The sequence below is a fragment of the Geothrix sp. SG200 genome (genome assembly GCF_022808935.1).
In the GTDB taxonomy this organism is placed as follows: domain Bacteria; phylum Acidobacteriota; class Holophagae; order Holophagales; family Holophagaceae; genus Geothrix; species Geothrix alkalitolerans.
The window spans coordinates 75,154-100,829 of the sequence record NZ_JAKZFR010000004.1 but is presented as its reverse complement, the minus strand read 5'-3'; the positions used below and the strand labels follow the sequence as shown (position 1 = coordinate 100,829).

Below are 25,676 nucleotides of genomic sequence, written 5' to 3'. Positions count from 1 at the left end.
GAAGCACGCCGGAAGGAGCGAAACCATGAGCAAGCGCTTGATGAAGACCCTGGATGGGAACGAGGCCACCGCCTCGGTCGCCCATCGCCTCAGCGAAGTCATCGCCATCTACCCCATCACGCCCTCCTCCAACATGGGCGAGTGGGCCGACGAGTGGAGCTCCCAGGGCAAGACCAACGTCTGGAAGACCATCCCCTCGGTCATCGAGATGCAGTCCGAAGGCGGCGCCGCCGGGGCCGTGCACGGGGCCCTCCAGGCCGGCAGCCTCACGACGACCTTCACGGCGTCCCAGGGCCTGCTCCTGATGATCCCCAACATGTACAAGATCGCCGGCGAGCTGACGCCCTTCTGCATGCACGTCACCGCCCGCACCCTGGCCGCCCACGCCCTGAGCATCTTCGGCGACCACTCGGACGTGATGGCCTGCCGCCAGACCGGCTTCGCCATGCTCAGCTCCGAGAGCGTCCAGCAGGCCCATGATTTCGCCGCCATCTCGCACGCGGCCACGCTGCGCAGCCGGGTGCCCATCCTCCACTTCTTCGACGGCTTCCGCACCAGCCATGAGGTGGCCAAGATCGAGATCCTCAACGACGAGGACCTGCGCCACATGGTGCCCGACGAACTGGTGGCCAACTTCCGCAAGATGGCCCTGACGCCCGATCACCCGATGATCCGCGGCACCGCCCAGAACCCCGACACCTTCTTCCAGGCCCGCGAGGCCTGCACGCCCTACTACGCGGCCTTCCCGGCCATCGTGCAGCAGGAGATGGACCGCTTCGCCGCCCTCACGGGCCGCCAGTACCGCCTCTATGACTACTTCGGTCACCCCGAGGCCGAGCGCGTGATCGTGACCATGGGCTCGAGCTGCGACGTCACCCACGAGTACGTCGAGTGGGCCATGAAGCAGGGCGAGAAGGTCGGCGTGCTGAAGGTCCGCCTCTTCAGGCCCTTCGCCATCCCCGAGTTCGTTCGCGCCCTGCCCCCCTCCGTGAAGAAGATCGCCGTCCTGGACCGCTGCAAGGAACCCGGCGCCCCCGCCGACCCCCTGCACCTGGATGTGATCGCCGCCCTGCGCGAAGGCCGCGAGGAAGGGCACACCAAGCTCGACCCCATCGTCGTGGGCGGCCGCTACGGCCTGTCCTCCAAGGAGTTCACGCCGGCCATGGTCCAGGGCATCTTCGAGAACCTGGCCAAGGACGCGCCGAAGAACCACTTCACCGTCGGCATCATGGACGACATCAGCCACAGCTCGCTGACCTACGACGCCCACTTCGACGTGGAACCCGCCGACGTGACCCGCGCCCTGTTCTACGGCCTGGGCGCCGACGGCACGGTGGGCGCCAACAAGAACTCCATCAAGATCATCGCCGAGGAGACCCCGAACTTCGGCCAGGGCTACTTCGTCTACGACTCCAAGAAGTCCGGCGCCATCACCATCAGCCACCTGCGCTTCGGGCCCCGCCCCATCAAGAGCGCCTACCTGGTGACCAAGGCCAACTTCATCGCCTGCCACCAGACCAGCTTCCTCGACAAGTACGAAATGCTGGAGACCGCTGTCCCCGGCGCCACTTTCCTGCTCAACACCCCGAACAGCGCCGAGACGGTCTGGGACACCCTGCCCGTTGAAGTGCAGTCGGCCATCGTCGAGAAGAACCTCAAGCTCTACGTGATCGACGCCTACGAAGTGGCCAAGAACACCGGCATGGGCGTGCGCATCAACACCATCATGCAGACCTGCTTCTTCGCCATTTCCGGCGTGCTGCCCCGCGAGGAGGCCATCGAGCAGATCAAGAAGGCCATCAAGAAGACCTACGGCAAGAAGGGCGACGCCATCGTCCAGAAGAACTTCGTGGCCGTGGACGAGACCCTGGCCCACCTGCACCAGGTGACGGTGCCGGGCAAGGTCACCGCCACCCGCAAGCGCCCGCCCATGGTGGCCGACGAGGCCCCGGACTTCGTCAAGCGCGTCACCGCCGTGATGATGGAGGGCAAGGGCGACCTGCTGCCCGTCAGCGCCTTCCCCGTGGACGGCACCTGGCCCGTGGGCACCACCAAGTGGGAGAAGCGCAACATCGCCCTGGAGATCCCCGAGTGGGACGCCTCCATCTGCATCCAGTGCAACAAGTGCGCCATGGCCTGCCCCCACGCCGCCATCCGCGCCAAGGTCTACGATCCCTCCGAGCTGGACGGCGCGCCGGCCACCTTCAAGGCCGTGGACTACAAGGGCCCCGAGTACAAGGGCCAGAAGTACACCATCCAGGTGGCCCCCGAGGACTGCACGGGCTGCACGCTCTGCGTGGAGGTCTGCCCCGCCAAGGACAAGAGCAACCCCAAGCACAAGGCCATCGACATGGTGCCCCAGGCCCCGCTGCGCGAGCCCGAGGCGGCGAACTTCCAGTTCTTCCTCGACCTGCCCGAGGCCGACCGCACCACGGTCAAGCTGGACGTGAAGGGCACCCAGTTCCTGGAGCCGCTCTTCGAGTTCTCCGGCGCCTGCTCCGGCTGCGGCGAGACCCCCTACATCAAGCTCCTCACCCAGCTCTTCGGCGACCGCACCCTCATCGCCAATGCCACGGGCTGCTCCAGCATCTACGGCGGCAACCTGCCCACCACGCCCTACACCGTCAACAAGGACGGCCGGGGTCCCGCCTGGGCCAACAGCCTCTTCGAGGACAACGCGGAGTTCGGCCTGGGCCTGCGCCTCTCGGTGGACAAGCACCAGGAGTTCGCCCTGGAGCTGATGCACCGCCTGGCCGCGCAGCTCGGCGACGAGCTGATCGCCGGCATCGCCACCGCCGACCAGACCACCGAGGCCGGCATCAAGGCCCAGCGCGAGCGGGTGGAAGCCCTCAAGCAGAAGCTGGCGGGCCTAAAGGATTACGAAGCGAAGATGCTCTACGACCTGGCCGACTACCTGGTCAACAAGAGCGTCTGGATCGTGGGCGGCGACGGCTGGGCCTATGACATCGGCTACGGCGGCCTCGACCACGTCCTCGCCTCCGGCCGCAACGTGAACGTGCTCGTGCTCGACACCGAGGTCTACTCCAACACGGGCGGCCAGGCCTCCAAGTCCACGCCCATGGGCGCCGGCGCCAAGTTCGCCATGGCCGGCAAGGCCATGCCCAAGAAGGACCTGGGCATGATCGCCATGACCTACGGCGGCATCTACGTGGCCAAGGTGGCCTTCGGCTCCCGCGACATGCAGACCGTGAAGGCCTTCCAGGAAGCCGAGTCCTACAACGGACCCAGCCTCATCCTGGCCTACAGCCACTGCATCGCCCACGGCTACGACCTGGCCCACGGCGCCGACCAGCAGAAGATGGCCGTGGATTCCGGCCACTGGCCCCTGTTCCGCTTCGACCCCCGCCGCATGGACAGGGGCGAGACCCCGCTCCAGATGGACTCCGGCGCGCCCAAGATCGAGCTCGGCCAGTACGTGCGCAACGAGACCCGCTACCGCATGATCGAGCAGCAGAATCCCGAGCACTTCAAGAAGCTGCTCGCCCAGGCCCAGCACGACACCACCAACCGCTTCTCGGTCTATGAACAGCTCGCGAAGCTCTCCATCAAAGGCAAGGAAAGCTGAAGGGGGAATCCATGAACCTCTCCACCACCTACCTCGGCCTCAAGCTGGCCCATCCGTTGATGGCGGGCGCCTCGCCCATGGTCGACGACATGGGCATGGTCAAGCGCCTCGAAGATGCCGGTGCCTCCGCCATCGTGATGCACTCGCTCTTCGAGGAGCAGATCACCCGCGAGGAAGAGGGCACCATCATGGACATGCAGCTCAGCTCGCACTCCAGCGCTGAGGCCCTGTCCTACTTCCCGCAGCCGGACGACTTCCGCCTTGGGCCCGAGAAGTACCTCGAGCAGATCCGCCGCATCAAGACGGCAGTCTCAGTCCCGGTCATCGCGTCCCTGAACGGCACCACCTCCGCGGGCTGGCTGCACTACAGCAAGCTCATGGAACAGGCCGGCGCCGACGCCCTGGAGCTGAACGTCTACTACCTGGCCACGGATCCCAAGGAATCCGCCGCCGCGGTGGAAAAGCGCACCCTCGACGTGATCCGGGTCGTGAAGTCCCAGGTGAAGATCCCCGTCGCCGTGAAGCTCTCGCCCTTCTTCTCCTCCCTGGCCCACTTCGCCGGCGAGGTGGAGGCTGCGGGGGCCGACGGACTGGTGCTCTTCAACCGCTTCTTCCAGCCCGACATCAATGTGGAGGAGCTGACCGCGGAGCCGAACCTCCAGCTATCCAGCCCCGAGGAACTGCTCCTGCGGCTTCGCTGGCTGGCCGTGCTGCGCAGCCATGTGAAGGGCAGCCTCGCGGTGACCGGCGGTGTCCACGACGGCATCGGCGCCCTCAAGGCCGTCATGGCAGGCGCGGACGCCGTGCAGATGGTCTCCGCCCTCCTCATCCACGGCCCCGAGCGCCTGGCCCAGTCGCGCGCCACCCTGGACGAGTGGCTGGACGAACATGAGTACGAATCCCTGGCCCAGGCCCGCGGCAGCATGAGCCTCCAGAAGTGCCCCAGCGCCCAGGCCTTCACTCGCGCGAACTACATGCGGATTCTCAATGGATGGAAGGCCTAGTGCCTTCTTTTACCCACAAGGCCCCCGGAGATCCGGGGGCCTTGGCCATTGTGAAAGAAATCACACTCTTTGGATGTGATTGACCTGAAGATCGTCTATCATTCTTGATCGAATCATCTTCCATTTCTGCGTAGGTGACCATGCTCCCACTGTCCCAGTCCTCCGGTTACGCAGTCCTGGCCATGAGCTGCCTCGAGGATCCCGGCGGCAAGCCCACGCTGGTGGTGGACGTGGCGGCCCGCACAGGCTTCCCCCGGCCCTACCTATCCAAGATGATCCACAAGCTGGCGAAGGTGGGTCTGGTGCTGGCCAAGCGCGGCAACAAGGGCGGCGTGGTGCTGGCCCTGGCCGCCAAGGAGATCACCCTGGACCTCATCGCCGAGGCCGTGGACGGCTCCGAGTGGCGCAATCAGTGCCTGCTGGGCTTCAAGGAGTGCAGCGACGAGCGGGCCTGCCCCGCCCACACCTTCTGGAAGTCCGAGCGTGACCACATCCATCGCTGCCTGAAGGACATCTCCCTGGAGGAGATCCGCGCCTTCGAACAGCAGAGCCGCACCTGGCGCCTGGCGGATGCGCTCCCCGAGAAGAAGCTCAAGCCCAAGCCCAGGAAGGCCGCCAAGCCGGCCGGGGCGAAGGCGCCGGCCCGGAAGCCCGCGGCCGCGAAGGCCACCGCGAAGAAGGCCTGATCCCCCGCCCCGAATCATCCGCTCCGGGTCTTCAGACCGGAGCGTGATTCCGTTCCGCCTCTGCCGTGGCCAGGAAGCCATGGTCGGCGCGGAAGCGTTCCACGCCTGGATCCTGATGGCGGGCCATGTCCGCCAGGGTGACGGAGCGCAGCCGCACCAGGATCTCCTGCAGGGTCTGCTTCCAGTACTCGTGGAGCACGCAGGGCGTCTCCTCCGTGCACCCGGCCAGGCCCATCAGGCAGCGCTTGCGCCAGGCCACGCCGTCGATGGCTTCAGAAAGGTCCTCCAGCGTGATCTCAGCCGAGGGCTTGGCCAGGACGACGCCGCCGTGATGGCCGCGACGGGCGGTCACCAGGCCCTTCTTGGCCAGCTTGTGGACCAGCTTCGAGAGGTAGGATCTCGGGATGCCGGTGTAGTCCGCCACGGATTCCACCAGGACCGGTTGCCCACCGGGCTCCTGGAGGCATCGCATGGCGCGCAGCGCGTAACCGGTGGTCTGTGACAAGGGGAGCACACGCACCTCCATGAAGAGGGTTGTATTGAGGCCTCATCAATGAGGATCCGTCGGTAATCTAACGAGTCAACCATCCTTGTGATCTTCGTCACCATCTGGATGGAGATTGTAAAAAAACACAGATCCACCCCAGCCCCTTTCGTAAGAATTCGACCCGGATCCTTGGCGGATTCCGGGTCGAATGGGTGGTGGAAGGGACGGGAGACCCGTCCCTTCCAGGCTGTGGTGGCTGTCTAGTGCACCTTGGCGGGATCGAACGTGGCGCCGGCGCCGTGGCAGGTGCCGCAGGATTCCCCGGCCAGGTTGAGGCCGCTACGGAGCACCAGGACCTGCCCGCCCTGCTGGTTCATGTGGGCCTTGGCGATGGTGCTGTCGTGGCAGCTGACACAGGCGGCCGTGAAGGGCGTGGTCACCAGGTCATTGGCGTTGTTGGTGGCCAGCGCGGCCTTGGCGTCCGCCGGCGCGCGGTTGGTGCCGTTGAGGAACACGCCGTTGTCTGCTTCCTGGCGGGAGGCCAGGGCGTTGGCGGGCACGCCACTGTAGCCGGTGGGGGTGTGGCAGCTCTGGCAGTTGTTCAGGATGCCAGGGAAGCCGATGTTCGCCCCGTCGATGAGGTTGATCGCGGACGGCGTCCGATCGCGGGCGATCTTGATGGAGTCGTTGCGATCCTTCCCGGCGTGCAGGCCGTGGATCATGTCCTTGAAGTTGTTGGTGACCTGCGGGAACGCCAGGGCGGCGTTCGGCAGGGTCTTGTCGAACTGCCAGGCGGTGAGGATGGCCTGGTCGGAAGTGGAGAACGCATAGGCGTTCAGCGCGGCGTCGGAGATGCCGCGGCCGCTGGTGGTCAGGCCGGGAACGTGGCACTGGACGCAGACCTGGACCTCGTAGACGCGGTTGCCGCCGTGGCCCTCGAACCACTCGTGGCACTTGGCGCACTTGGCGGAATCGATGACGGTGCGGCGGACCGTGTCGCCGGTCACGGGCTTGATGACCGAGATGGCGTGGCGGGCCACGTTACCCGTGGAAATGACCTGGGTGAAGTAACCCTGCAGGGACACGGAACGCATCTTCGCCCCGACGGGGAAGATCTTCGTGCCCACCAGGTTGGCGGTGTAGTAGCCGTCCGCGTCGGGGCCGGCGAGCGTCCCACGGGTGGCGGCGTAGTTGGGATCTAGCAGGTTGGCGATGGAGACGCTGATCGGCTGGAAGTTGGAGGCGCCGCTGCCGAGGTTGTTGTAATCGGCGGGGGCGGCCACGCCGTCCTGGGGCAGCGCGTAGGCCAGCAGGAAGCTGGGGGAGCCCGTGAAGCCATCCAGGGGGTTGGCCATGCCGGCCGCGGGGGCCAGGAAGGTCGCGTCGGCGCCGTCGACCTTGACCTTGAAGACCACGGTCGCGGTCGTGTCGGTGGCCGCGGCGGACTTGATCTCGTAGGTGACGTTCTTGAGCCCGGCGGGGATGCTCGGGTTGTTGGGCGTCACGTTGTTGGCCATGTGGTAGGTCGTGATCGCATCGGACGTGTGGCAGATGGTGCAGGCCTGGTCGTCGGTCAGGGGGACGTTGGTCCCGGGCATGTGGTTCACACCGGTGGCGAAGTCCACCTGGTCGTGGCAGGAGCCACAGGCCAGCCGGGTCGGCTTGGTGTTCCAGTTCGTGGACTGGGGCACGGCCGAGTGGCACTTCAGGCACATCTTCTGGCCGCCATCGAGGATGGAGTAGCCGATGTTGTTGTAGAGCACGTTCGCGTAGTTGTAGCCGGTCTTGGTCAGCTCCTTGCCCATGTGGATCTGGTGCACCATCGTGGGGAAGTCGCCAGCGGCCTTGCCGTTGATCTTGTAGGTGCTGCCGCTGTAGCCGGTGGCCGTGGTGGTGGCTTCAGCGCGGCCGAACTTGCGCTGGTCCGTGTGGCAGACCACGCAGTAGCGGGCTTCGACGCGGCCGCCGCCGTGGAAGGCCAGCTTGCCATGGCACTCGTTGCAGCGGTTGATGGAGACGACATCGCGGATGTCCGTGCCGGCCGCCACAGCGGCGCCGGTGGAAGGCACGAAGTCATAGATCACGTTGATGGGGTTCTCCAACGCGACACCCGGAGTGAGCGTCACACCATCAGGCGTGTTGCTGCCGGTGCCGGGGGCGTTACCCGAGAACTGCAGGGTGATGCGATGGACGAGCGTGGGCGCATAGGTCACGTCGCCCAGATCGGCCTTGACGCTGGGAGCGGTGTAGGTCGCCGCGTCCAGGGCAGCCTGCGTCTTGGTGATGTCACGGTAGAAGGTGTACTTGTAGGTGCCGTCGCCGTTGTCCACCAGCGTGCCGGTGTTGTCGGTGGTTGGCGTGGTGGGGCCGGCCGCGATCGCGGCGCCGGTGGAGGCCTTGATGACCGGCACGGAGGTCACGATGTAACTGACCCACTTGCTGGGAGCCTTGGTGGTGGCATCCTCAGGCACCAGCTTCGCGACGGCGAAGGCCAGGTTGGGATAGCCGGTCAGCGTGGCGAGGTTCCCACTCCGATCGGGGACGGTGCTCTTCGACGTGACGGCGCCGAGGCCCACGATGGGCGTGCCGGCGGCGTCCGTGAGCGTGAAGTTCACCACCGGAGCGGCGCCCATGGTGACGCCCGTGATCTGGCCCACCGGCTTGAGGGCGGCCCACTGCTCAGGGGACAGCTTGGCGACATCGACAAGCGGAACGGCATTGGTGCCGTTGGTGCCATTGGTCCCGTTCGTGCCGTTGGTGCCGTTCGTGCCGTTGAGGCCGTTCGCGCCGGCAGGACCGGTCTTGCCGTCGCAGGCGATCAGCGTCAGAAGCGCCGCGGCCGTCACGAGGGCTCCGCAGAGCTGTTTCAGAGGTCTCTGTTGCATGCTTCATGCTCCTTTCAGGGAGTCGAGCTGCGTTGTGGGGTAGGGGTTGGAAAGGGATTCCGTCGTATCAGCGCAGTCGTCGCCTCCTGCGAGCACGAGCACTGGAGAACGCCTTCCGGGAAGGGCGCGCCTCGCACGGGCGATGGCCTGTGACATGGACACCACACACCTCCCGGTAGGAATGTTCCGTCAGGGATTCGTCAATGATGATCTAACGGTAATTTAATGAGTCAACCGCCCTTGTGACTCGAGTCACCACCGAATCCTTGTTTGGAAAATCAAATGGTGGACATCGAAACGATAGATCTCTTCCTATGTAGCAATAAGATGCATAGAGGACCTCCACGGCAGCAGATTTCCCAACTCTCCGCTGAGACTCAGGCGCGTGGTTTTTCCGGTCGACCAGATGAAAACCGGGACCCGAAGCCTGAAGGCGCCGAGTCCCGGAAGGGGTGGAGTGGCGGGCCAGAGCCGAGGGCCTGGCCCCTCATGTCACTTGAACGTCATGTGGACAGCCTTGATGTCCGCCGTGCGGCCGGGGCCGTGACAGACCATGCACTGCTCGACCTTGAGGAGCGCCGTGGCGCGGGGTTCATAGAAGGCCCCGCCGTTGCCCCGGAAGTGGGCGATCTCCGCCGCGGAATCGTGGCAGCTGGAGCAGGCCGCTGTGATCGGCGAGCTCACCAGCGTCGTGGACGCCGCGTTGGTGTAGTTCGCACCGGTGTTGCCGGCGTTGACATTGAACGCGTAGCCGGAGCCGTAGGTGGTCGCCGCGGTCACGAAGGGCGAATAGTAGGTGCCCGGAAGGACGTCGGTGCCGTCACCCTTGACGTAGTTGATCGTCGCGGGCGTGGTGCCGGTGGCCACGGTGGTCCAGAGGAGATTCGGCAGCGCGGCGGCGTTGGTGCTGTTGCTGAAGTCGTACGAGCCGGCCACGTGGCAAGCCTCGCAGTTGTTCAGGATGGCCGGGTAGGTGACCTCCCAGTAGTAGTCGCCCGCGGAGACTTCCCAGGAGAACTTGTTGGCCCGCTTGTCGGCCGCGTGGATGGCGTGGACGGCATCCTTGATGTTCACGCCCCAGCCGCTGTTCACACGGTTCACGTTGTGGCAGAAGGTGCAGGTCGGCGCATCGTTGCGCTCGCCAGCGTGATAGACCTTCTCGGTGAACACGCCCAGATAGGCGTGGCAGTCGTTGCACTTCTGATTGGAGACGATGGAGCGGCGGGCCTTCTGGACCGCGAAGCCGGCGGGCAGGGTCCCGCTGACCAGCTTCGTGACGTTGGGCGCCGGAACGCTCAGGCCGCCCTTGGTCGTGACCGGATCGTAGGCGAAGATGGCATCCGGCAGGTCAATCTGGGTCAGGGGCTGGGTGCCGTAGCTGTAGACGTAGCCGATGCCTCCCGTGATCTGCGTGGCGTTGGCGGGAATCATCACGCCGGTGAGGGTGGCGGTGTAGTAACCGTCCGCATCAGGTCCGGTCAAGGTCCCGGCGCTCGAGGATCCAGAAGTATTGGTGGCCTGGGTCCCGTTCCAGATGTTCTTCAGGTAGGCACTCGTGGTGGCGTTCCAGTCGGCCGGAGCTGTGATGCCATCCTGCGGCAGACCGTAAGCCAGGTAGAGACTGGGGCTGCCCACGTACCCGTCCATGAGCTCCGTGGTGACGCCGGCCGCGTAGGTGTTGAATGCCACCGGAGCGCCGTCCTTGAGGAAGCGGAAGGTGAAGACCGGCTGGGCGCTGCTGTTCAGGGTGACGTTCTTCAGGTCGTAGGTGATCTGGTGAGCGCCGGCCGGCAGGATGTCCTTGTAGTCCGCGACGTACGACCCGTTGGTGTGGGTTCCGGGGCCCCAGTTGCTGTTGGGGGCCACCAGCGGGGTGTGGATGACCTGCATCTGCGAGGCCCCGTGGCAGCCGGCGCAGTTCTGGTCGTTCATCTGGGCGCCGCCGGCATGGTTGGCACCGGTGGCCCAGATGATGGCGTCATGGCAGGCGCCGCAGGCCAGGCGGCTGGGGGTGGTGGCCCAGTTGCCGCCCTGGGGAGCCGCGGAAGCGCTGTGGCACTTGGTGCAGTTCCGCAGGTCCTGAGGGTAGGTCACTTCGTTGTACTGGGTGCCGAACTGGTTGTAGCCCTGGTAGGTGAGGAGCTCACCCGTGTGGATCTTGTGGATCATGTTGGGGAAGTTGGGCAACGCGCGATCCTGGAGTCGCGCGGTGAAGATGCCGTAGGCGCCGGGGACAAGGACGTTGCCCGTGGCGGGCAGGGATTCGGTGGCGCCGTACTTGTGCTGCTCGGTGTGGCAGACCACGCACAGCAGGACGTCATGGATGGGCGGGAAGTAGTTGGCGTGGAAGGACAGCTTGGTATGGCAGCTGTTGCAGGCCGCCTGGTCGGCAATCACCCGCTGGGGATCCGTGGCGGTGACGGCCTTGCCCGTGGAGGGGATGAAGTCGTAGGCCAGGTTGGCGGAATCCAGCGTCTGGATCGTGGTGCCGGGCTGGTTCCCGCCCGCCGTGATGATCAGCCGGTGGGTGAGGGTCGGGTCGTAGGTCAGGTCGTCCAGGTCAGCCTTGAGGTGGGTGGCATCGTAGACCGTGGCCGCATCCACGTAGCCTTTGACCTTGGTGATGTCCAAGGCGAAGGTGTAGGTATAGGTGCCGTCGAGGTTGTCCTTTAGGGTTCCGTCGTTCTCATGCTCCGCGAAGTGGGGAACGGCGGTCTGTCCGGCGGCGGGCGTCTCTGTGACGACGTAGTTCACCCAGCGGCTGGGGGTTCCCGTGGCCGCCGCGGCGGGGATCAGCTTGGCGATGCTGAATCCGAAGTTGGGGTAGTTCCCGCTCGCGTTCTTGACGGCCAGGCCGCTCACCGGAGTGCCCGTGCCATCCGTAATCGTGAAGGTCACGACAGGCGCGCCGCCCATGGTGACGCTATTGATGGACCCCTTGAGAGATAGCTTCGCCCACTGGTCACTGGTGAGCTGCGCGGCGTTCACCGTGATGACGGCGTTGGTGCCGTTGGAGCCATTGGTGCCGTTGGTGCCATTGGTGCCGTTGATGCCGTTGGCGCCGTTCGCTCCGGCCGGTCCGGTCTTGCCGTCGCAGGCGATCAGCGCCAGGAGCAGGGTGGTGGCCGCGATGGCGCCACAGAGGTGTTTCAAGGGCCGGTGTTGCATGGTTCATCCTCCTTGAGTGAATCGGATGCGTGGATGGGACGAGGTGCCAGGAGCGCTAGCGGGCCAGGTGGCGCCCGCCATCCTCCGGGTGGGGGAGGACGACGATCAGTGCATGGCCGGTGGTCTGTGGCATGAGGAGCACACACCTCCTGAGCAGCTACTCCATCAGGATTTCGTCAATGAGGATCCTCCGGTAATTTATAGAGTCAACCGACCTTGTGACCTCTGTCACACAGCCCATGACAATGAATCGGGCTCGGAGGTCCGGGCACGAAAAAGCCCCCGGGTCCTCCCCGGGGGCTGGTCTGGCGGTGAGGCCTGGGTCTAGCGGGCCTGGGGTTTCACCCCGGGCTGTCGGGCCACAATGCGCTTCCGAAGGGTCTGGAAGAGGTCGTTCGGCAGGACGTTCTTCGTCACCAGGAAGGCCTTGGAGAGGTAGGGACGGCCCGCGATGATCTTGTCGGCATAGGCGTCCGTGATGCCAGGAAGGGTCTTCAGCTGGTCCTTGGTGGCGCTGTTGATGTCGATGGCCTTTGCTTCGGCTTCGGCCTTGGCCTTGGCCCGGGCCTTGACCTTGGCCGCATTGGTCTTGGTCTTGGCTTCCCTGGCGGCCTTGGCGCTCTTGGATTCGACCTTTCGCGGCGGGTCGGTCTCCTCCTGGGCTCGAGCCTGAAGGGCGGGAGAGAGGAGGGCCATGGCGGCCAGGGTCAACTTCAGAAGAGGGTGCTTCATGGGGACCTCGTGAACCGAAGGCCGAATTCTCCGGCCGCGGTGGCGGCCATGTCAATCGGCCATGAGGGCGGGAAATGGGAAAGGACCCGGAGCGAGAAGCGTCCGGGTCCTTTCGGTGGTGCTCAAAGGTCGCCGGGATGGGGCCGGAGCCCCATCCCGGCGGGGGACATCACTTGAAGGTCATGTGGACGGCCTTGATGTCGGCCGTGCGGCCGGAGCCGTGGCAGACCATGCACTGCTCGACCTTCAGCAGGGCGGTGGCGCGGGTGTCGTAGAAGGAGCCTCCGTTGCCCTTGAAGTGGGCGACTGCCGCGGAGGAATCGTGGCAGGAGGCGCAAGCCGCGGTGATCGGGGAGATCACGAGGTTGGTCCCGGCGACGTCCTGGGTCAGCGTGCCGGTGGCGGCGCTGTAGCTCGGGCCCGTGCCGTAGTTGGTCGCAGTGGTGCCATCCACGTAGGGCGAAATGGAGAAGTAGCCCGTGGGATTGGTGGTGGGATCCGTGTTGTAGGTGCCCTTGGCGACGGTGCTGAAGAGCATGTTCGGGATGGCCGCAGCGTTGGCGCTGTTGCTGAAGTCATAGGAGCCCGGAACGTGGCAGGCTTCGCAGTTGTTGAGGATCGCCGGGTAGGTCACGTTGGCGAAGGTGTCCGTCGGGGACGGGGCGTGCCAGTTGAAGGCCACGGTGCGCTTGCTGGCGCCGTGAATGCCGTGCAGGAAGGTGCTGGCGTTGGCGCTCCAGGCGCTGCTGGTCTGGTTGGGGTTGTGGCAGAAGTGGCAGGACTCGGCATTGTTGCGCTCGCCCGCGTGGTAGGCGGAGGCGGTGAAGACGCCCAGAGTCTTGTGGCAATCGTTGCACTTCGCGCTGTCCACGATGTTGCGGCGGGCAGAGAAGCCGGTGACCGTCATGAACTTGTTGGGCGCGGGCACGCTGAAGCCGCCCAACATGGTGACGGGATCGTAGGCGAAGCTGGTGGTGCCCAGGTTCGGCACGTTGGTCTGGGTCAGGGGCTGGCTGTTCTTGTTGTAGGTGTAGCCGAGACCGCCGCGCAGCATCACCGCGTTGGCGGGAATCGCCACGCCGGTCATGGTCAGCGTGTAGTAGCCGCTGGCATCGGGGCCGGTCAGGGTGCCGACGCCGGTGCCGGTGGCGGTTCCGTTCCAGACCTTCTTGATGTAGGCGGAAGCGGTGGCGTTCACGTCAGCCGGGGCGGTGATGCCATCCTGCGGCACCGCGAAGGCCAGGTAGACGCTGGGGCTGCCCACGAAGTTGTCCATCATCTCGGTGACCGTGCCGGCCGCGTAGGTGTTGAAGACCACGTCCGAGGTCGTGCCGTTGAGGGTCTGCTTGAACTTGAAGGTGAACACCGGGTGCCGGGTGGCGTCCAGCGTAACGCTCTTCAGGTCGTAGTCGATCTTGATGGCGCCCGGAGGCAGGTTGTTGCGATCGCCGGCCAGGTAGGAGCCGTTGACGTAGCCGCCGGTGGCGAAGGCCGGGTTCAGGGGCGACACGGGGATGTGGTTCAGCTTGATGCCCGCGGAGCCGTGGCAGCCGGAGCACTGCAGGTCGCTGGTCTGGGCGCCGCCGCCGTGGTTGGCGCCGGAGTTCCAGTCGATGGCGTCGTGGCAGGCGCCACAGGCCATGCGGCTGGGGTTGGTGTTCCACGCATCACCCTGGGGGGTGGCAGCGATGGACGCGGTGTGGCAGGTGGAGCAGTTCCGCAGGTCCTGCGGGTAGGTGGTCTCGTTGAAGGGGACACCCGCGTAGAGGTAGCCCGTCTTGGAGAGTTCCTCGCCCATGTGCAGGCGGTGGATGAAGGCCGGGAAGTCGCCGACGGCCAGGCCATTGATCTTGTTGGTGTTGCCGGTGTAGCCGGTGGCCGTGGTGGCGGCTTCGGGGTTGCCGTACTTGCGCTGGTCGGTGTGGCAGACCACGCAGTACTCGGCCTTGATGCGGGTGCTGCCATGGAACCCGTTGAACTTGGTGTGGCACTTGTTGCAGGACGAGGTGTCCACGATGTTGCGCTGCACGTCCGTGGCCGCTGGGGCGGCGCCGGTGGCAGGCACGAAGTCAGAGATGATGTTGGCGGGGGTCAGGACGGGCACGCCGGTGACGCCGCTGTTGACGCCGGTGGGCGTGTTGGTGCTGGTGCCGCGGGCATTGCCGCCGATCTGGATGGTGACGCGGTGCACCAGGTTCGGCTCGTAGCTCACGTTGCCCAGATCATCGCGGACCTGGTTCTTCGTGGCGTCGAAGGTGTAGTTGTCCAGGAAGGCCTGGGTGGCGGTGATGTCCCGGTAGAACGTGTAGGTGTAGGAACCATCCCCGTGGTCCACCAAGGTGCCGGTGTTGTCGGTGGAGGGCCTGCCGGGGGCCGCAGCGGTGGTGGTGGTGGGCATCGTGGTGACGATGTAGTTCACCCACTTGCTGGGGCTGCCGCTGGTGCCAGGCACCAGCTTGGCGATGCTGAACCCGAAGTTCGGGTAACTGGCGGCCAAGGCGGTGGAGGACTTGCTGGTGAAGCCCAGGCCGCTGACGGGCGTGCCCTTGCCGTCGACGACGGTGAAGTTCACGACGGGCTTGGCGCCCATGGTCACGCTGGTGATGTTGCCATCCAGGGTGAGCTGGCCCCACTCGGCAGTGGTGAGCTGAGCGGCATTGACGGTGATGACGGCGTTGGTGCCGTTGGTGCCATTGGTGCCGTTGGTGCCGTTGGTGCCATTGATGCCATTGGCGCCGGCGGAGCCGGTCTTGCCGTTACAGCCGATCACCATGAGGGCGACGGCCGCCGCGGCGACGGCTCCGCAGAGCTGTTTCAGAGGTCGGTGTTGCATGCTGCATTCTCCTTAGAGGGAGTTGGACTTCGGTTGAGAGAGCGGTGGATGGATCATTGAAAGAGATGGCTGGATAGGCACCTCCTTACTGGAAGCTCGTGCCGTGGCACAGGGTGTTGTTGAAGCAGCCGGGCGCGGTGCCGGCGGGCGCCGGGGTCACGGGCTTCAGCGAGGAATTGGCGCCGTTGGCATGGCACTGGGCGCACGCCGGGGCATTCCCGCTGTTCGTGTTGACATGGCTGGGCGAAACAAACGTGGGACCGCGCCAGGGCGCATCGGGGTGCGGTGCCTTGGTGTGGCAGGACTTGCAGGAGACGGCGAGGCCATCGGTGTAGTTGGGGCCGTGGCACTTCGTGCAGTAGGCGAAGCCGGCGCCATCGACCACCGCCCCACCGGCCAGCTGGGTCACGGCCGGAACGGCCTGGGCCCCGAGGCGTCCGTGCTGGCTGGGGTCGGCCCATCCGGCGGGATGATCCACGCTGGTGTGGCAGCTGAAGCAGCTCACCTTGGAGATGCCGCCGGCCTGGGCGGGATCGGAGGTCGATCCGTGGCAGCTTCGGCACTGGTCCGGGGCCTTCACATATTCCGCGTAGTGGACCTGGATCCAGTTCGCGGGGTGCTGCCCGGTGGTGGGATTGAACGGAGCGGCCTTGCTCGCGGTCCCGGCGCAGCCCCAGGCGAGGAGCGCGAGGGCCAGCGCGAAGCAGCTTCCGGCCATCAGTTTCATTCGGCTCATGGTGTTCCCCTTGGACGCGATGCGGATCACTACCGGTGGCAGGCTGCGCACTTGTCGTTGTTGGCTCGGCCGTGGCAGGCGTAGCAGCTCGACGGATCCATCTTTCCTTCGATGCGGTGCTGGGTCATGAAGTCGCCTCGGTGCGGCGACTGCAGGTCAGGCCGGTCGCTGAAGCGGGTAGCGGGCTTCATGGGCACCTTGCCGCCGTGGCAATCTGTGCAGAAGGACTGGGCATGGCAGGCGGCGCAGGTGTTGGAATCCTGGTTGGCCTGGAAGCGGTGGTCCTTCACGAAGGTGGGCGTGTGATCGAAGGCGGCGAAGGGCTTCTGCGCGCCCTTGGCCACATCGTTGCTGTGGCACTCGGAGCAGATGGGACGGCCCGCGCCCAGTTCCTGGGGGTGGGTCGCCGCGAAGCTCGCCTCGGGCGAGATGAGGCTGCATGCCATCAGGACGCCGAGCCCCAGGGCGATGCCGATGATCTGGAATACGGTCTTCCGGGCCATTAGCGGCCTCCCTTCTTGGCAAAGCCGAAGCGGTACTCGGCCCGCAGCAGGCCGCGGGTCTCGTGCTTGGCGACGGCGGTGCTGCCGTAGCTGACATCGCCGGACACCTTCACGTTCGAGGTGGCCTGGTACCCGAGCGAGCCCACCACCTCATACAGGTTCCGGATTCCGACGAGGTAGGGATTATCGTTCTCGTAGCGCTGGAGAATGCCGTCCAGGCTGGCGGAGAGCTTGCCCCGGTTGACCATGCCCCAGATGCGGGCCTCCTTGTGGCTCAGGCTCCGGTAGGGGGTGGCGGGATCCACGAACTTGGTGTTGGCGGCGTTCACCCAGTGGGCGCCGATGCCGCCGAGGAAGGTCCGCTCGCTGGTGGACCAACGGAACTCGCCGCCGGCGCGGTTCACGTCGCCGAAGGTCTCGCGGTGCATATGGCGGTAGTCGGCCACCAGCTGGACGCCCGTGGGGGCGTTCCAGGTGATGCTGCCTCCGAAGCCGCGGAACAGGTCGTTCTCGTCCTGGCGGAAGAGGGAGGGCAGGTTCGTCCCGGCGAAGTAGTTGACGAAATCCCGCTCGGCATAGTTGCCGGTCATGGTGACCTGGCTGCCCAGCTTCACGGTGGCGGTGTAGTCGTGCTCGGCGAGGTTGGTCCTCTCGTTGGCGACGTTGAACACCGTCCGCCCGCGGAAGTCCAGGAGGGAGCCGGCGCCGAAGTGGACATCAGCGCCCAGCATTTTGCGGGTGTAATCGGTCGGGGACGGGATGTCGAGATCCTTGGCGGCCTTCGATCCATCCTGGAGGTAGGAGACGCCGACCTCGGCGGTCTGGGCGACGCGCCAGCCGAGGCGGGTGCCGAAGATGAAGTCCCGCTGGTACTCGTAGTCCGACTGGTTCCGGGGATCCACCGTCTTGTAGTAGACGGGCTTCCCGCCGAAGGCCGACAGGGTGAAGCCACCCCGCAGGTCGGTCCGGACGCTGACACCGTCCACCTGCTCGAAGCCGGTGGCCTGGTTGGTGGTGAAGCGCCCGGCCTTGATCTCGGCGTTCGCCTGGTCGAAGCGGTACTGGAGGTAGCCGTAGTTCAGGTAGCCGCCGGACTTCGAACCGTCGAAGTTGCTGGCGTCACGGAGATCCGTCCGGCCCCAGCCGAAGAGGTGCAGGGACAGGTTGTCCATGCCCAGCTTGGTGGCATCAATACCCAGGTACTGGGTGGCCGGGGTGAAGGTGGCCTTGTCAAAGCCCGGCGTCTCCTGCTTCCACATCTGGGCCATGGTGGTGCCGTAGAGGCTCACCTCCTGGCCCCAGGCCGTGGCAGACATCAGGGTGGCAAGCAGGACCACTTGGGTTCGTGGCTTCATGATTCGCCTCATGCGGTGGCGTGAATGGACCGGGGTGGAATGGCAGAAGGAGCAGAGCCTGAGTCAGTCGAAAGGCCTGCCAGCGCGGGCCTCGGCGCCATAAAAGCTGATCCTGGCGTCAGAAACAAAACTATAGCCCTCACTCTGGCGACCTCAAGGGTGAAAATGTTCAATTCTTTAATGACTACATGATTATTTTATTTGGTTTATAACTACAACAATTTAATCCTAAAATATGATTTTATTGTTGTTTGTTTCGACACCATGAACAAAAAAAAATTGTAAAAAACATTCACGCCTCAAGAATATCCCCCTGCTGGGACAAACTTGTGACCTTTGCCACTGGGTGAAGGTTCCCGCCTTCGAGGCCGGATTTCTGGCATGGGAACCCCAGGTTCGCGGAATACGGGGCCAAGTGTCCGCTCCCGGACATCCGGTCTGCTTCCTCTGGTCGGACCACGCTCCCTGTGACCCCGGGCACTGGCGCGACTCTGCATACTTCCGGCTTGGAAAAGGTTGGAGGTTTTCAATGACACAGAGCACCCTCGCGCTGGGGGTGGAGGCGGTGGGATGCGCCGCCTTCGATGCCGGCATCAAGGGCGCGTTCGGTTACCCGGGCACGCCATCCACAGAGGGCTTCGAGGCCGTCGAGCTGCTCATCCATGGCGCCCGGGACGGCCGGGTGGCCCAGTGGGCGGCCAATGAGAAGGTGGCCTACGACCTGGCCCTGGGCCTGAGCTACACCGGGCACCGCGCTCTGGTGACCATGAAGCATGTGGGCCTGAACGTGGCCATGGACGCTTTCGCCAACTCGGCCCTCACGGGCGTCCGGGGCGGCCTGGTCCTCCTGGTGGCCGACGACCCGGGCATGCACAGCAGCCAGAACGAGCAGGACAGCCGCCGCCTGGCCGAATTCGCCTGGCTGCCCTGCCTCGAACCTTCCACCGTCCAGGAGTGTTACGACTTCACGTTCCGGGCCTTCGAGCTGTCCGAAACCCTCCAGGTGCCCGTGATGCTCCGCATCGTCACGCGCCTGGCCCACTGCCGGGCCACCCTGGCCCGCCGGGCCACCCAGCCGCCCGCCACCCTCGGCCTGGCGCCTGAATCCACCATCCAGGACTGGGTGCTCATCCCCTCCAACGCCCGCCGCCGCTATGTGGACCTGCTCGACAAGCAGCCCCGCCTCATGGCCGAGACCACTCCCCTCAACCGCCTCGTTCCCGGTACCGTCCGTCGTGGCGTGGCCCTGGCCGGCATGGGACGGGCCTACTTCGGCCAGCTGCTGCACGAGAACCCCGGGCTCTCCGCCCTGCCCCGCCTGGAGATCGCCGCCTATCCCGTGGACCCCGCCCTGGAACAGGCCTTCCTGAGCCAGGTGGACGAGGTCGTGGTCTTCGAGGAGGACTACCCGGTGCTGGAGGAGCGCCTGGGCCTTCGCGGCACGGCCGCTGTCCGGGGCCGCCTGGATGGCGCCCTGCCCCGGACCGGGGAGCTGTCCCCCCGCCTCTTGAAGAGAGCCCTGGACCTGGAGCCGCCCACCGGGAAGGCGGCCATCAGCCTGGACCTGCCCGTGCGCGCCCCCCGCTTCTGCGACGGGTGCGGCCATGTGGACGCCTACGGGGCCGTGCAGCAGGCCCTGGCCAATGTGGGCGCCCCGGATGCCCGCGTCTTCGGGGACATCGGCTGCTACACCCTGGCTGCCCAGGAACCCATGGCCGCCATCCACGCGGTGGTGGAGATGGGCGCCAGCATCAGCATGGCGGTGGGCGCCGCCCTGGCAGGCCAGACCCCGGCCGTGGCCGTCATCGGCGATTCCACCTTCGGCCACAGCGGCCTGCCGGCCCTGCTCACGGCGGCGGACGCGGGCGTGAACGTCACCGTGGTCATCCTCGACAACCGCGTGGTGGGCATGACCGGCCAGCAGCCCAGCCAGGCCCTCGACCAGGTGGAGCGCATGGTGCGCGGCATGGGCATCGCCGACGACCAGCTCCAGGTGCTGCTGCCCGTGCCCAAGCAGCACGAGGCCAACGTGGCCGCCATGGTGGCGGCCCTGCGACATCCCGGCCCTTCGGTGGTGGTGTTCCGTCGCGAGTGCATCCAGTCCATCCGCCGGGGCGTGCTGAAGGAACACGACCGGGAGGAGAAGGCCCGGCAGGAAACCGCCTGCTGCGGCGCGGAGGTGCGTCCATGAGCGAGTCCCGCATTCACGGCATCGTCCTGTCTGGCGTCGGCGGCCAGGGCGTGCTCTCCCTCGCGCAGATCCTGCTGGAGGCCCTGCGCCGCAGCGGCCTTCACGCCTTGCAATCCGAGATCCACGGCATGAGCCAGCGGGGCGGCAGCGTCCACGCCCAGGTCTGCTACTCGAAGGTGCCCCTCACCTCGCCCATCCTCGACGAGGGCGGCGCGGACCTGCTCATCGCCCTGGAACCCCTGGAGGCCCTGCGCTACGTGTCCATGGTGCGCATGGACGGGCACCTGGTCGTCTCGGAGGAGCCCCAGATGGACATGGCGGGCTACCCGCCCCTGGACGACGTCTATGCGGCTCTCAAGGCCGTGCGCGGCGCCCACCTCGTCGACACCGAGGACCTGGCCCGGCGCCTCAACCACCGCCAGGCCGGAGGCATGGCCCTGCTGGGCATGGCCTCCCGCTTCCTGCCCATCGAGGACGACACATGGCGCGAGGTCATCGCCCAGCGCTTCGAGACCAAGGGCGCCCGCGTCACCGAGAAGAACCTCGAGGCCTTCGAGGCCGGACGCGGCCTGATCCACGACCCCGTAGGAGCCTGACATGCACACGACCACGGGATTCCTCCACGAGGGGCGGGCCTACGGCCTGCTCGCCGCCGCTGGCCTGCGGGTACCCCGCCACGGCTTCCTGGAGACCGGGCCCCTGCCCTTCGCCCCCGGCGAGCCCATCGTCCTCAAGGGCATCGCCGACCAGCTCTGGCACAAGTCCGACCAGGGCGCCGTCCACTTCGGGACCTTCGAGCCCGAAGCCCTGAAGGCCGAAGCGGCCGCCATGAAGCAGCGTGTCTCCGGCCATCCCTGGATCGGGGGGCTGGTGTGCGAGAAAGTCGCGTTCAAGCGCCTGGCCGGCCTGCCCACGGAGGCCCTGGTCTCCCTGAAGCGCGATCCCGAGGCCGGCTGGCTGGTGGTCTGCGGCATCGGAGGCCTCCAGGCCGACGCCTGGGCCGCCCTGGCCCCGCCCCTGATCTGGCCCCTGGCCCTCTGCACACCGGAGCAGGCCCTGGCGGATCTCGGCGAGCACTGGCTGGGCCGCACGTGGCTGGGCCGCCAGCGGGGCGCCGAGGCGCTCACGGACGAACCGAAGCTCCTGGCTTTCCTCCAGGGCCTGTGGAAGGCGGCCGAAGGCCTGGCCCGCGAAGGCGTCACCCTCCTGGAGCTCAACCCCGTGGTGCTGGACAGCGAGGGTCTGCCCACGGCCCTGGACGGCGTGGGCACCCTCGAGGCGGCCGCGATCGAACCGCCCGCGACACCGGATCCCGCCTGGTACCGGGCCCTGGTGGCGCCCCGCGACCTGGTGATCGCCGGCGTCTCCAGCCGCGAGGGCACCGTGGGCCGGATCATCCTGGAGAACGTCCAGCGCTCCGCCCTCCCCGCGGGGACCATCCGCCTCATCAAGCCCGGTGCCACGGAGTTCCTGGGCCTGCCCTGCCTCGGCTCGGTCGCGGACCTGGCCACGGCCCCCACGGACCAGCTCATCCTCTCCCTGCCCGCGCCCCTGACGCTGGAAGTGGTGGAGCAGCTCTGCCGCCAGGGGGGCGGCGCCACCGTCGTCTACGTGGTGGCCGGCGGCCTGGGGGACGGTGCGGACACCGAGGGTCTCGGGAAGCGGCTGGTGGCCTGCCTCGACGAGCACCGCCGCGCCGGCAAGTGGACCCCCGCCCTGGTGGGCCCCAACGGCCTGGGGCTCTACAGCCCCGACCAGGATCTGAACACCCTCTTCATCCCCGACGAGAAGCTGCCCCTGCGGCCCCACCGAGGTCATGCGGCCCTGGTGAGCCAGAGCGGAGCCTTCCTCATCACGCGCCTGAGCCGCCGCCCCGAGCTGGGCCTCCGCGCCGCCGTGGCCATCGGCAACCAGATGGACCTGCGCTGCTCGGACTTCCTGGCGGGCTTCGGCTCGGACCCGGCGGTGAAGGTGGTGGGCGCCTACCTGGAGGGCTTCGCCCCCGGGGACCTGAGGGCCACGGCCGAGGCCGCGAAGCAGCTCCGGGCCTCCGGCCGCCGGGTGCTCCTCTACAAGGGCGGGCGCAGCCAGGAGGGCATGGCCGCCGCCAGCAGCCACACCGGCGCCCTGGCCGGCGACCACGCCCTGCAAGCCAGCGTCCTCCGCCGCTCGGGGGCCATGCTCGCCGAGCGCATCGAGGCCTTCGACGCGGCCCTCTCCTGGCTGGCGGCCTACGCCGAGGGCACACCCCGTCGCGTGGCCATCGTGACCAACGCGGGCTTCGAGTCCGTGGCCTCGGCGGATCTGCTGACGGGCCCCTTCCGGGGCGCGAAGCTTACGGAAGCCGAGACGTCAGCCCTCACGGCCACCATCGAGGCCCACGGTCTCACGGGCCTCGTGAGCCCCCGCCTGCCCCTGGACCTCACACCCATGGCCGACGAGGCCGCCTACCTGGCCGGCACCAGGCTGCTGCTCCAGTCGGAGGCCGACGCCGTGGTGGTGGGTCTGGTGCCTCTCACCCGCCGCCTGGGCACCGCCGACCCGGCGGCCTTCGGCCCCTTCGCGAAGGCCCTGGCCGAGCTGGCCCGGGAGAGCGGCAAGTGGGTAGGCGTGGCCGTGGAAGGCGGCGCCATCTACGACGCCTACCGCCAGGGCCTCCGGGAGGCCGGCCTCCCCGTCTTCCTCACCATGGAGGAGGCCCTGGAGGGCCTGCGGCTCATCGCCACAGAACAGTAACGACAAGGGCTGGAACGCGAAGAGCGCCAAGAAGGACGCGAAGCGCGCGAAGGGATATCGCCCTGCGGTGAACACCTCTTCCCGAACTGCACCACGCCGCCCCAGGCACGGAGGGTTCCTCGCAGAGCCCAAGGTCCTTATTTCGCGTCATTCGCGCTTTTCTTCGCGCCCTTCGCGTTCCGTTCTTTCTTTATCCCCCTCCTGTGACCTTCGGCATGGCCAGGAGCAGGATCTGAGGTCAGACTCTATTTCGGACCTGAAAGGGCCGAAATGTCCCGAATCCTGCCCCCCATGCGCACCCTCCTGCCCGCCGAGCACGGGAGCTGGTTCATGCTCGGATTCCCACTGGTGCTGGGGCTTCTGGTCCGGCCGAGCCTGGCCGGGTTGGGCCTGGGCCTGGCCACCCTGGCTTTCTTCCTGGCTCGGCCACCCCTCCGGCGGGTGCTCACGGGGCAGCGGGATCCTCTCCAGGTCCGTGCTCTGCTGATGTTTGGATGCCTCGCAGGGGCCTTCGGAGGGATTGCCCTCTGGCTTTCGGGCCCGCGATTCCTGATTCCCCTCGCCCTCGCGGCCCCCCTGGTCTTCCTCGCTCTCCGGGCCGACCTCCAGCGGGCCGTGCGTTCCCTGGCCGTGGAGCTGGCCGCCCAGGGCGCTTTCGCGGGCCTGGCCGCCGCCATCCTCGCGGCCGGAGGGAGTTCCTTTCCCGAAGCCGGCCGGGCCTGGCTGCTGACGGCCCTGGTGGGCGGCGCCAACCTCGCCCATGTGCGGCGTCTCCTCGGGCATGCCCACAAACTGGCCGCGGAGGAACTGGACCGGCGCAGGGTTCCCGTCCACGTCCTCCACCTCCTGCTGATCGGAGTTTCCACCCTGCTGCTGGCCCCTCGTGGAACGTTCGGGCTCGTCTGGACCGCCTGGACCGGCCTGCTCTACCTCCGGGCCCTGGCCCCCTACCGACCCCTCCCGGCCCGCACCCTGGGCTGGCGGGAGGGCGGCCTGAGCGTGCTGGGCCTGCTGCTCCTCTGGCGGGCCCTGCTCTGATCTCGATCACAACTGGGGATGGACTCCAGAATCACCCCTCCTGAGCTACAAATCGGAAGTAATATTCCGGAATGATCTTCTCGACCGCCACCGGCTACGCCCTCCGTGCCCTCGCCGCCCTTCCCGAGGATGGAAGCTTCTGCCTGGCCAAGGACCTGTCGTCCCGTCTGGAGATCCCCGGCCCCTACCTGGCGAAGATCCTCCAGGGCCTGGTGCAGGCGGAGATCCTCGAATCCGTGCGGGGCCCCAAGGGCGGCTTCCGCCTGTTGCGTCCCTCCCACCGCATCACCGTGGGCGAGGTGGTCGTGGCCCTGGAAGGTCCGAACTCCATGGACGGCTGCATCATGGGCTTCCCCACCTGCGGCGGCGACCACCCCTGCCCCCTGCACGAGGCCTGGGGCGCCGTGAAAGCCCAGGTCGCCACGTCCATGACCGAGGCCACCATCCGGGACCTCCAGCTCATGGACCTGCGGCACCAGAAGGATGGCAAGGGCCGGCCGCCCTGCGAGAAGCCCTGAGCTCAGGCCTGGATCTGGATCCTGCGCCTTGAATCGCCCCGGTTTTGCCCTAAATTAGGACTTATCGGTCCGTTTCCACCCCGCATGCCCCTGGAGCCCAGCCATGAGCCTCCTCGCCGAACTCGACCTCGAAGCCCGGCCCCTGCTGGGAGCCGCCCTCGCCACCCTGGCCCTTGGCGTGGCCGTGGCCCTGGGCAGCCGGGGCGGGCGCTGGCTGGATCCGGCCCTCCTGGGCTACCTGCTGGCCACCCTCTTCGCCTGCTTCGGCGTGGCCTACCGCTACGTCTCCTGGATCGAGCGGCCCGCCACGCGGATGTACTTCCGCCACACCCTGCGCACCCTGTTCTCGCCCCGGGTCTTCAAGGCCTTGCCGAAGATGGCCCTGCTGGCCCTGGACCAGATCCTCCTCCAGCGGTTCATCGAGAAGCGTTCCATCAAGCGCTGGGGCGCTCACGCCCTCTTGGCCTGGGGCTGCCTCCTGGGCTTCGCGGTGACCATCCCGCTGGTCTTCGGCTGGGTCCGGTTCACCAGCGAGGGCCTGGACGCCACCCGCTACCAGGCCTGGGTGCTGGGCTTCCCCGCGGGCTCCTTCCCCCTCGACAGCTTCATCGCCTTCTGCAGCTTCCACATCCTCGACCTGGCCGCCGTCATGGTCATCGCCGGCTGCGTGTTGAGCCTCATCCGCCGCAAGCAGGACGAAGGAGACACCGCCACCCAGCGCTTCGACCTGGACCTGCTGCCCCTGGTGCTCCTCATCGCCGTGAGCATGACGGGCCTGATGCTCACCGCCTCGGAGAAGTGGCTCCAGGGACGCAACTTCGCCACCCTGGCCTTCCTCCACGAGCTGACGGTCATCCTCCTGCTGCTGGGCCTGCCCTTCGGCAAGCTCTTCCACGTGGTGCAGCGGCCCGCCCAGCTGGGCGTGACGATCTACAAGGCTGAAGGCGAGGCCGAGGGCCGCCTGGCCTGCAAGGGCTGCGGCGCGCCCTTCATCCGGGCCAACCAGCGCCGCGACCTCGGCGAGCTGTGGAAGGTGCTGGAGCTGGATGGCGCCCGGCACAGTGCGTCCGTCCACCACCTGGACCTGTGCCCCAGGTGCAAGCGGCGCCTGGTGGCCAAGGCCCAGGGCGACCGGCTCCACGGGGCCTTCGATCCCTTCGCCACCATCCCGGTGCATGCCGAGCCCATCCCCGATCCCACCTCGCTGAAGGCCTGACC

At 66.8% G+C, this 25,676-nt stretch carries 17 protein-coding genes; 9 read left to right on the top strand and 8 right to left on the bottom strand.

What is annotated here, in order from left to right; genetic code table 11:
- The first annotated feature begins 25 nt into the window (after window positions 1-25).
- The 3 genes from nifJ (at window position 26) to ML539_RS09655 (ending at window position 5,276) form a co-directional block, all read left to right on the top strand.
- Window positions 26-3,586, top strand: coding sequence for a pyruvate:ferredoxin (flavodoxin) oxidoreductase (gene nifJ / locus ML539_RS09665; RefSeq protein WP_243322858.1), 3,561 nt, complete (start codon window positions 26-28; stop codon window positions 3,584-3,586).
- Window positions 3,587-3,597: 11 nt separating this feature from the next.
- Window positions 3,598-4,590: a dihydroorotate dehydrogenase-like protein gene (locus ML539_RS09660; RefSeq protein WP_243322855.1), complete on the top strand. Its 993-nt coding sequence runs from the start codon at window positions 3,598-3,600 to the stop codon at window positions 4,588-4,590.
- Window positions 4,591-4,730: 140 nt separating this feature from the next.
- Window positions 4,731-5,276 carry an Rrf2 family transcriptional regulator gene (locus ML539_RS09655; RefSeq protein WP_243323611.1) on the top strand — a complete coding sequence of 182 codons (546 nt, stop codon included), beginning with the start codon at window positions 4,731-4,733 and terminating at the stop codon, window positions 5,274-5,276.
- A 31-nt stretch (window positions 5,277-5,307) separates the two neighbouring features.
- Here the strand turns inward: ML539_RS09655 and ML539_RS09650 are convergent, their stop codons facing one another.
- From ML539_RS09650 to ML539_RS09615, 8 genes are all read right to left on the bottom strand, one after another.
- The gene (locus ML539_RS09650) at window positions 5,308-5,790 is read right to left on the bottom strand and encodes an Rrf2 family transcriptional regulator (protein WP_243322854.1); all 483 of its coding nucleotides are present in this window, start codon (window positions 5,788-5,790) and stop codon (window positions 5,308-5,310) included.
- A 233-nt stretch (window positions 5,791-6,023) separates the two neighbouring features.
- On the bottom strand, window positions 6,024-8,648 hold the full coding sequence (locus ML539_RS09645; protein ID WP_243322853.1) for an OmcA/MtrC family decaheme c-type cytochrome: 2,625 nt from the start codon (window positions 8,646-8,648) through the stop codon (window positions 6,024-6,026).
- A 492-nt stretch (window positions 8,649-9,140) separates the two neighbouring features.
- Window positions 9,141-11,816 (bottom strand): OmcA/MtrC family decaheme c-type cytochrome, encoded by a 2,676-nt coding sequence (locus ML539_RS09640; RefSeq protein ID WP_243322852.1) that lies wholly within the window; start codon window positions 11,814-11,816, stop codon window positions 9,141-9,143.
- 324 nt (window positions 11,817-12,140) lie between these two features.
- Window positions 12,141-12,548: a helix-hairpin-helix domain-containing protein gene (locus ML539_RS09635; protein WP_243322851.1), complete on the bottom strand. Its 408-nt coding sequence runs from the start codon at window positions 12,546-12,548 to the stop codon at window positions 12,141-12,143.
- A 169-nt stretch (window positions 12,549-12,717) separates the two neighbouring features.
- Window positions 12,718-15,381 carry an OmcA/MtrC family decaheme c-type cytochrome gene (locus ML539_RS09630; RefSeq protein ID WP_243322850.1) on the bottom strand — a complete coding sequence of 888 codons (2,664 nt, stop codon included), beginning with the start codon at window positions 15,379-15,381 and terminating at the stop codon, window positions 12,718-12,720.
- Between the two features lie 85 nt (window positions 15,382-15,466).
- Window positions 15,467-16,117, bottom strand: a complete 651-nt coding sequence (locus ML539_RS09625; protein WP_243322849.1) for a hypothetical protein — start codon at window positions 16,115-16,117, stop codon at window positions 15,467-15,469.
- A 29-nt stretch (window positions 16,118-16,146) separates the two neighbouring features.
- Complete coding sequence (locus tag ML539_RS09620) at window positions 16,147-16,620, bottom strand: hypothetical protein (protein WP_243322848.1); 474 nt, start codon at window positions 16,618-16,620, stop codon at window positions 16,147-16,149.
- The gene (locus tag ML539_RS09615; protein ID WP_243322847.1) at window positions 16,620-17,975 is read right to left on the bottom strand and encodes a hypothetical protein; all 1,356 of its coding nucleotides are present in this window, start codon (window positions 17,973-17,975) and stop codon (window positions 16,620-16,622) included. Before ML539_RS09615 ends, ML539_RS09620 begins: the two co-directional genes overlap by 1 nt.
- Window positions 17,976-18,504: 529 nt before the next feature.
- Between ML539_RS09615 and ML539_RS09610 the strand changes: the two genes are divergently transcribed.
- The 6 genes from ML539_RS09610 to ML539_RS09585 all read left to right on the top strand — a co-directional run bounded on the left by ML539_RS09610 (window position 18,505) and on the right by ML539_RS09585 (window position 25,674).
- Complete coding sequence (locus ML539_RS09610; RefSeq protein ID WP_243322846.1) at window positions 18,505-20,166, top strand: thiamine pyrophosphate-dependent enzyme; 1,662 nt, start codon at window positions 18,505-18,507, stop codon at window positions 20,164-20,166.
- Window positions 20,163-20,762 carry an indolepyruvate oxidoreductase subunit beta gene (locus ML539_RS09605; protein WP_243322845.1) on the top strand — a complete coding sequence of 200 codons (600 nt, stop codon included), beginning with the start codon at window positions 20,163-20,165 and terminating at the stop codon, window positions 20,760-20,762. The genes ML539_RS09610 and ML539_RS09605 overlap by 4 nt, the downstream gene beginning before the upstream one ends.
- A gap of 1 nt (window position 20,763) precedes the next feature.
- A complete protein-coding gene (locus ML539_RS09600; RefSeq protein WP_243322844.1) occupies window positions 20,764-22,902 on the top strand; it encodes an acetate--CoA ligase family protein in 2,139 nt (712 codons plus the stop codon).
- 291 nt (window positions 22,903-23,193) lie between these two features.
- Window positions 23,194-23,940 carry a YwiC-like family protein gene (locus ML539_RS09595; RefSeq protein WP_243322843.1) on the top strand — a complete coding sequence of 249 codons (747 nt, stop codon included), beginning with the start codon at window positions 23,194-23,196 and terminating at the stop codon, window positions 23,938-23,940.
- A gap of 71 nt (window positions 23,941-24,011) precedes the next feature.
- On the top strand, window positions 24,012-24,458 hold the full coding sequence (locus ML539_RS09590) for an Rrf2 family transcriptional regulator (RefSeq protein WP_243294635.1): 447 nt from the start codon (window positions 24,012-24,014) through the stop codon (window positions 24,456-24,458).
- A gap of 103 nt (window positions 24,459-24,561) precedes the next feature.
- Complete coding sequence (locus tag ML539_RS09585) at window positions 24,562-25,674, top strand: hypothetical protein (RefSeq protein WP_243322842.1); 1,113 nt, start codon at window positions 24,562-24,564, stop codon at window positions 25,672-25,674.
- The last annotated feature ends 2 nt before the right edge of the window (window positions 25,675-25,676 follow it).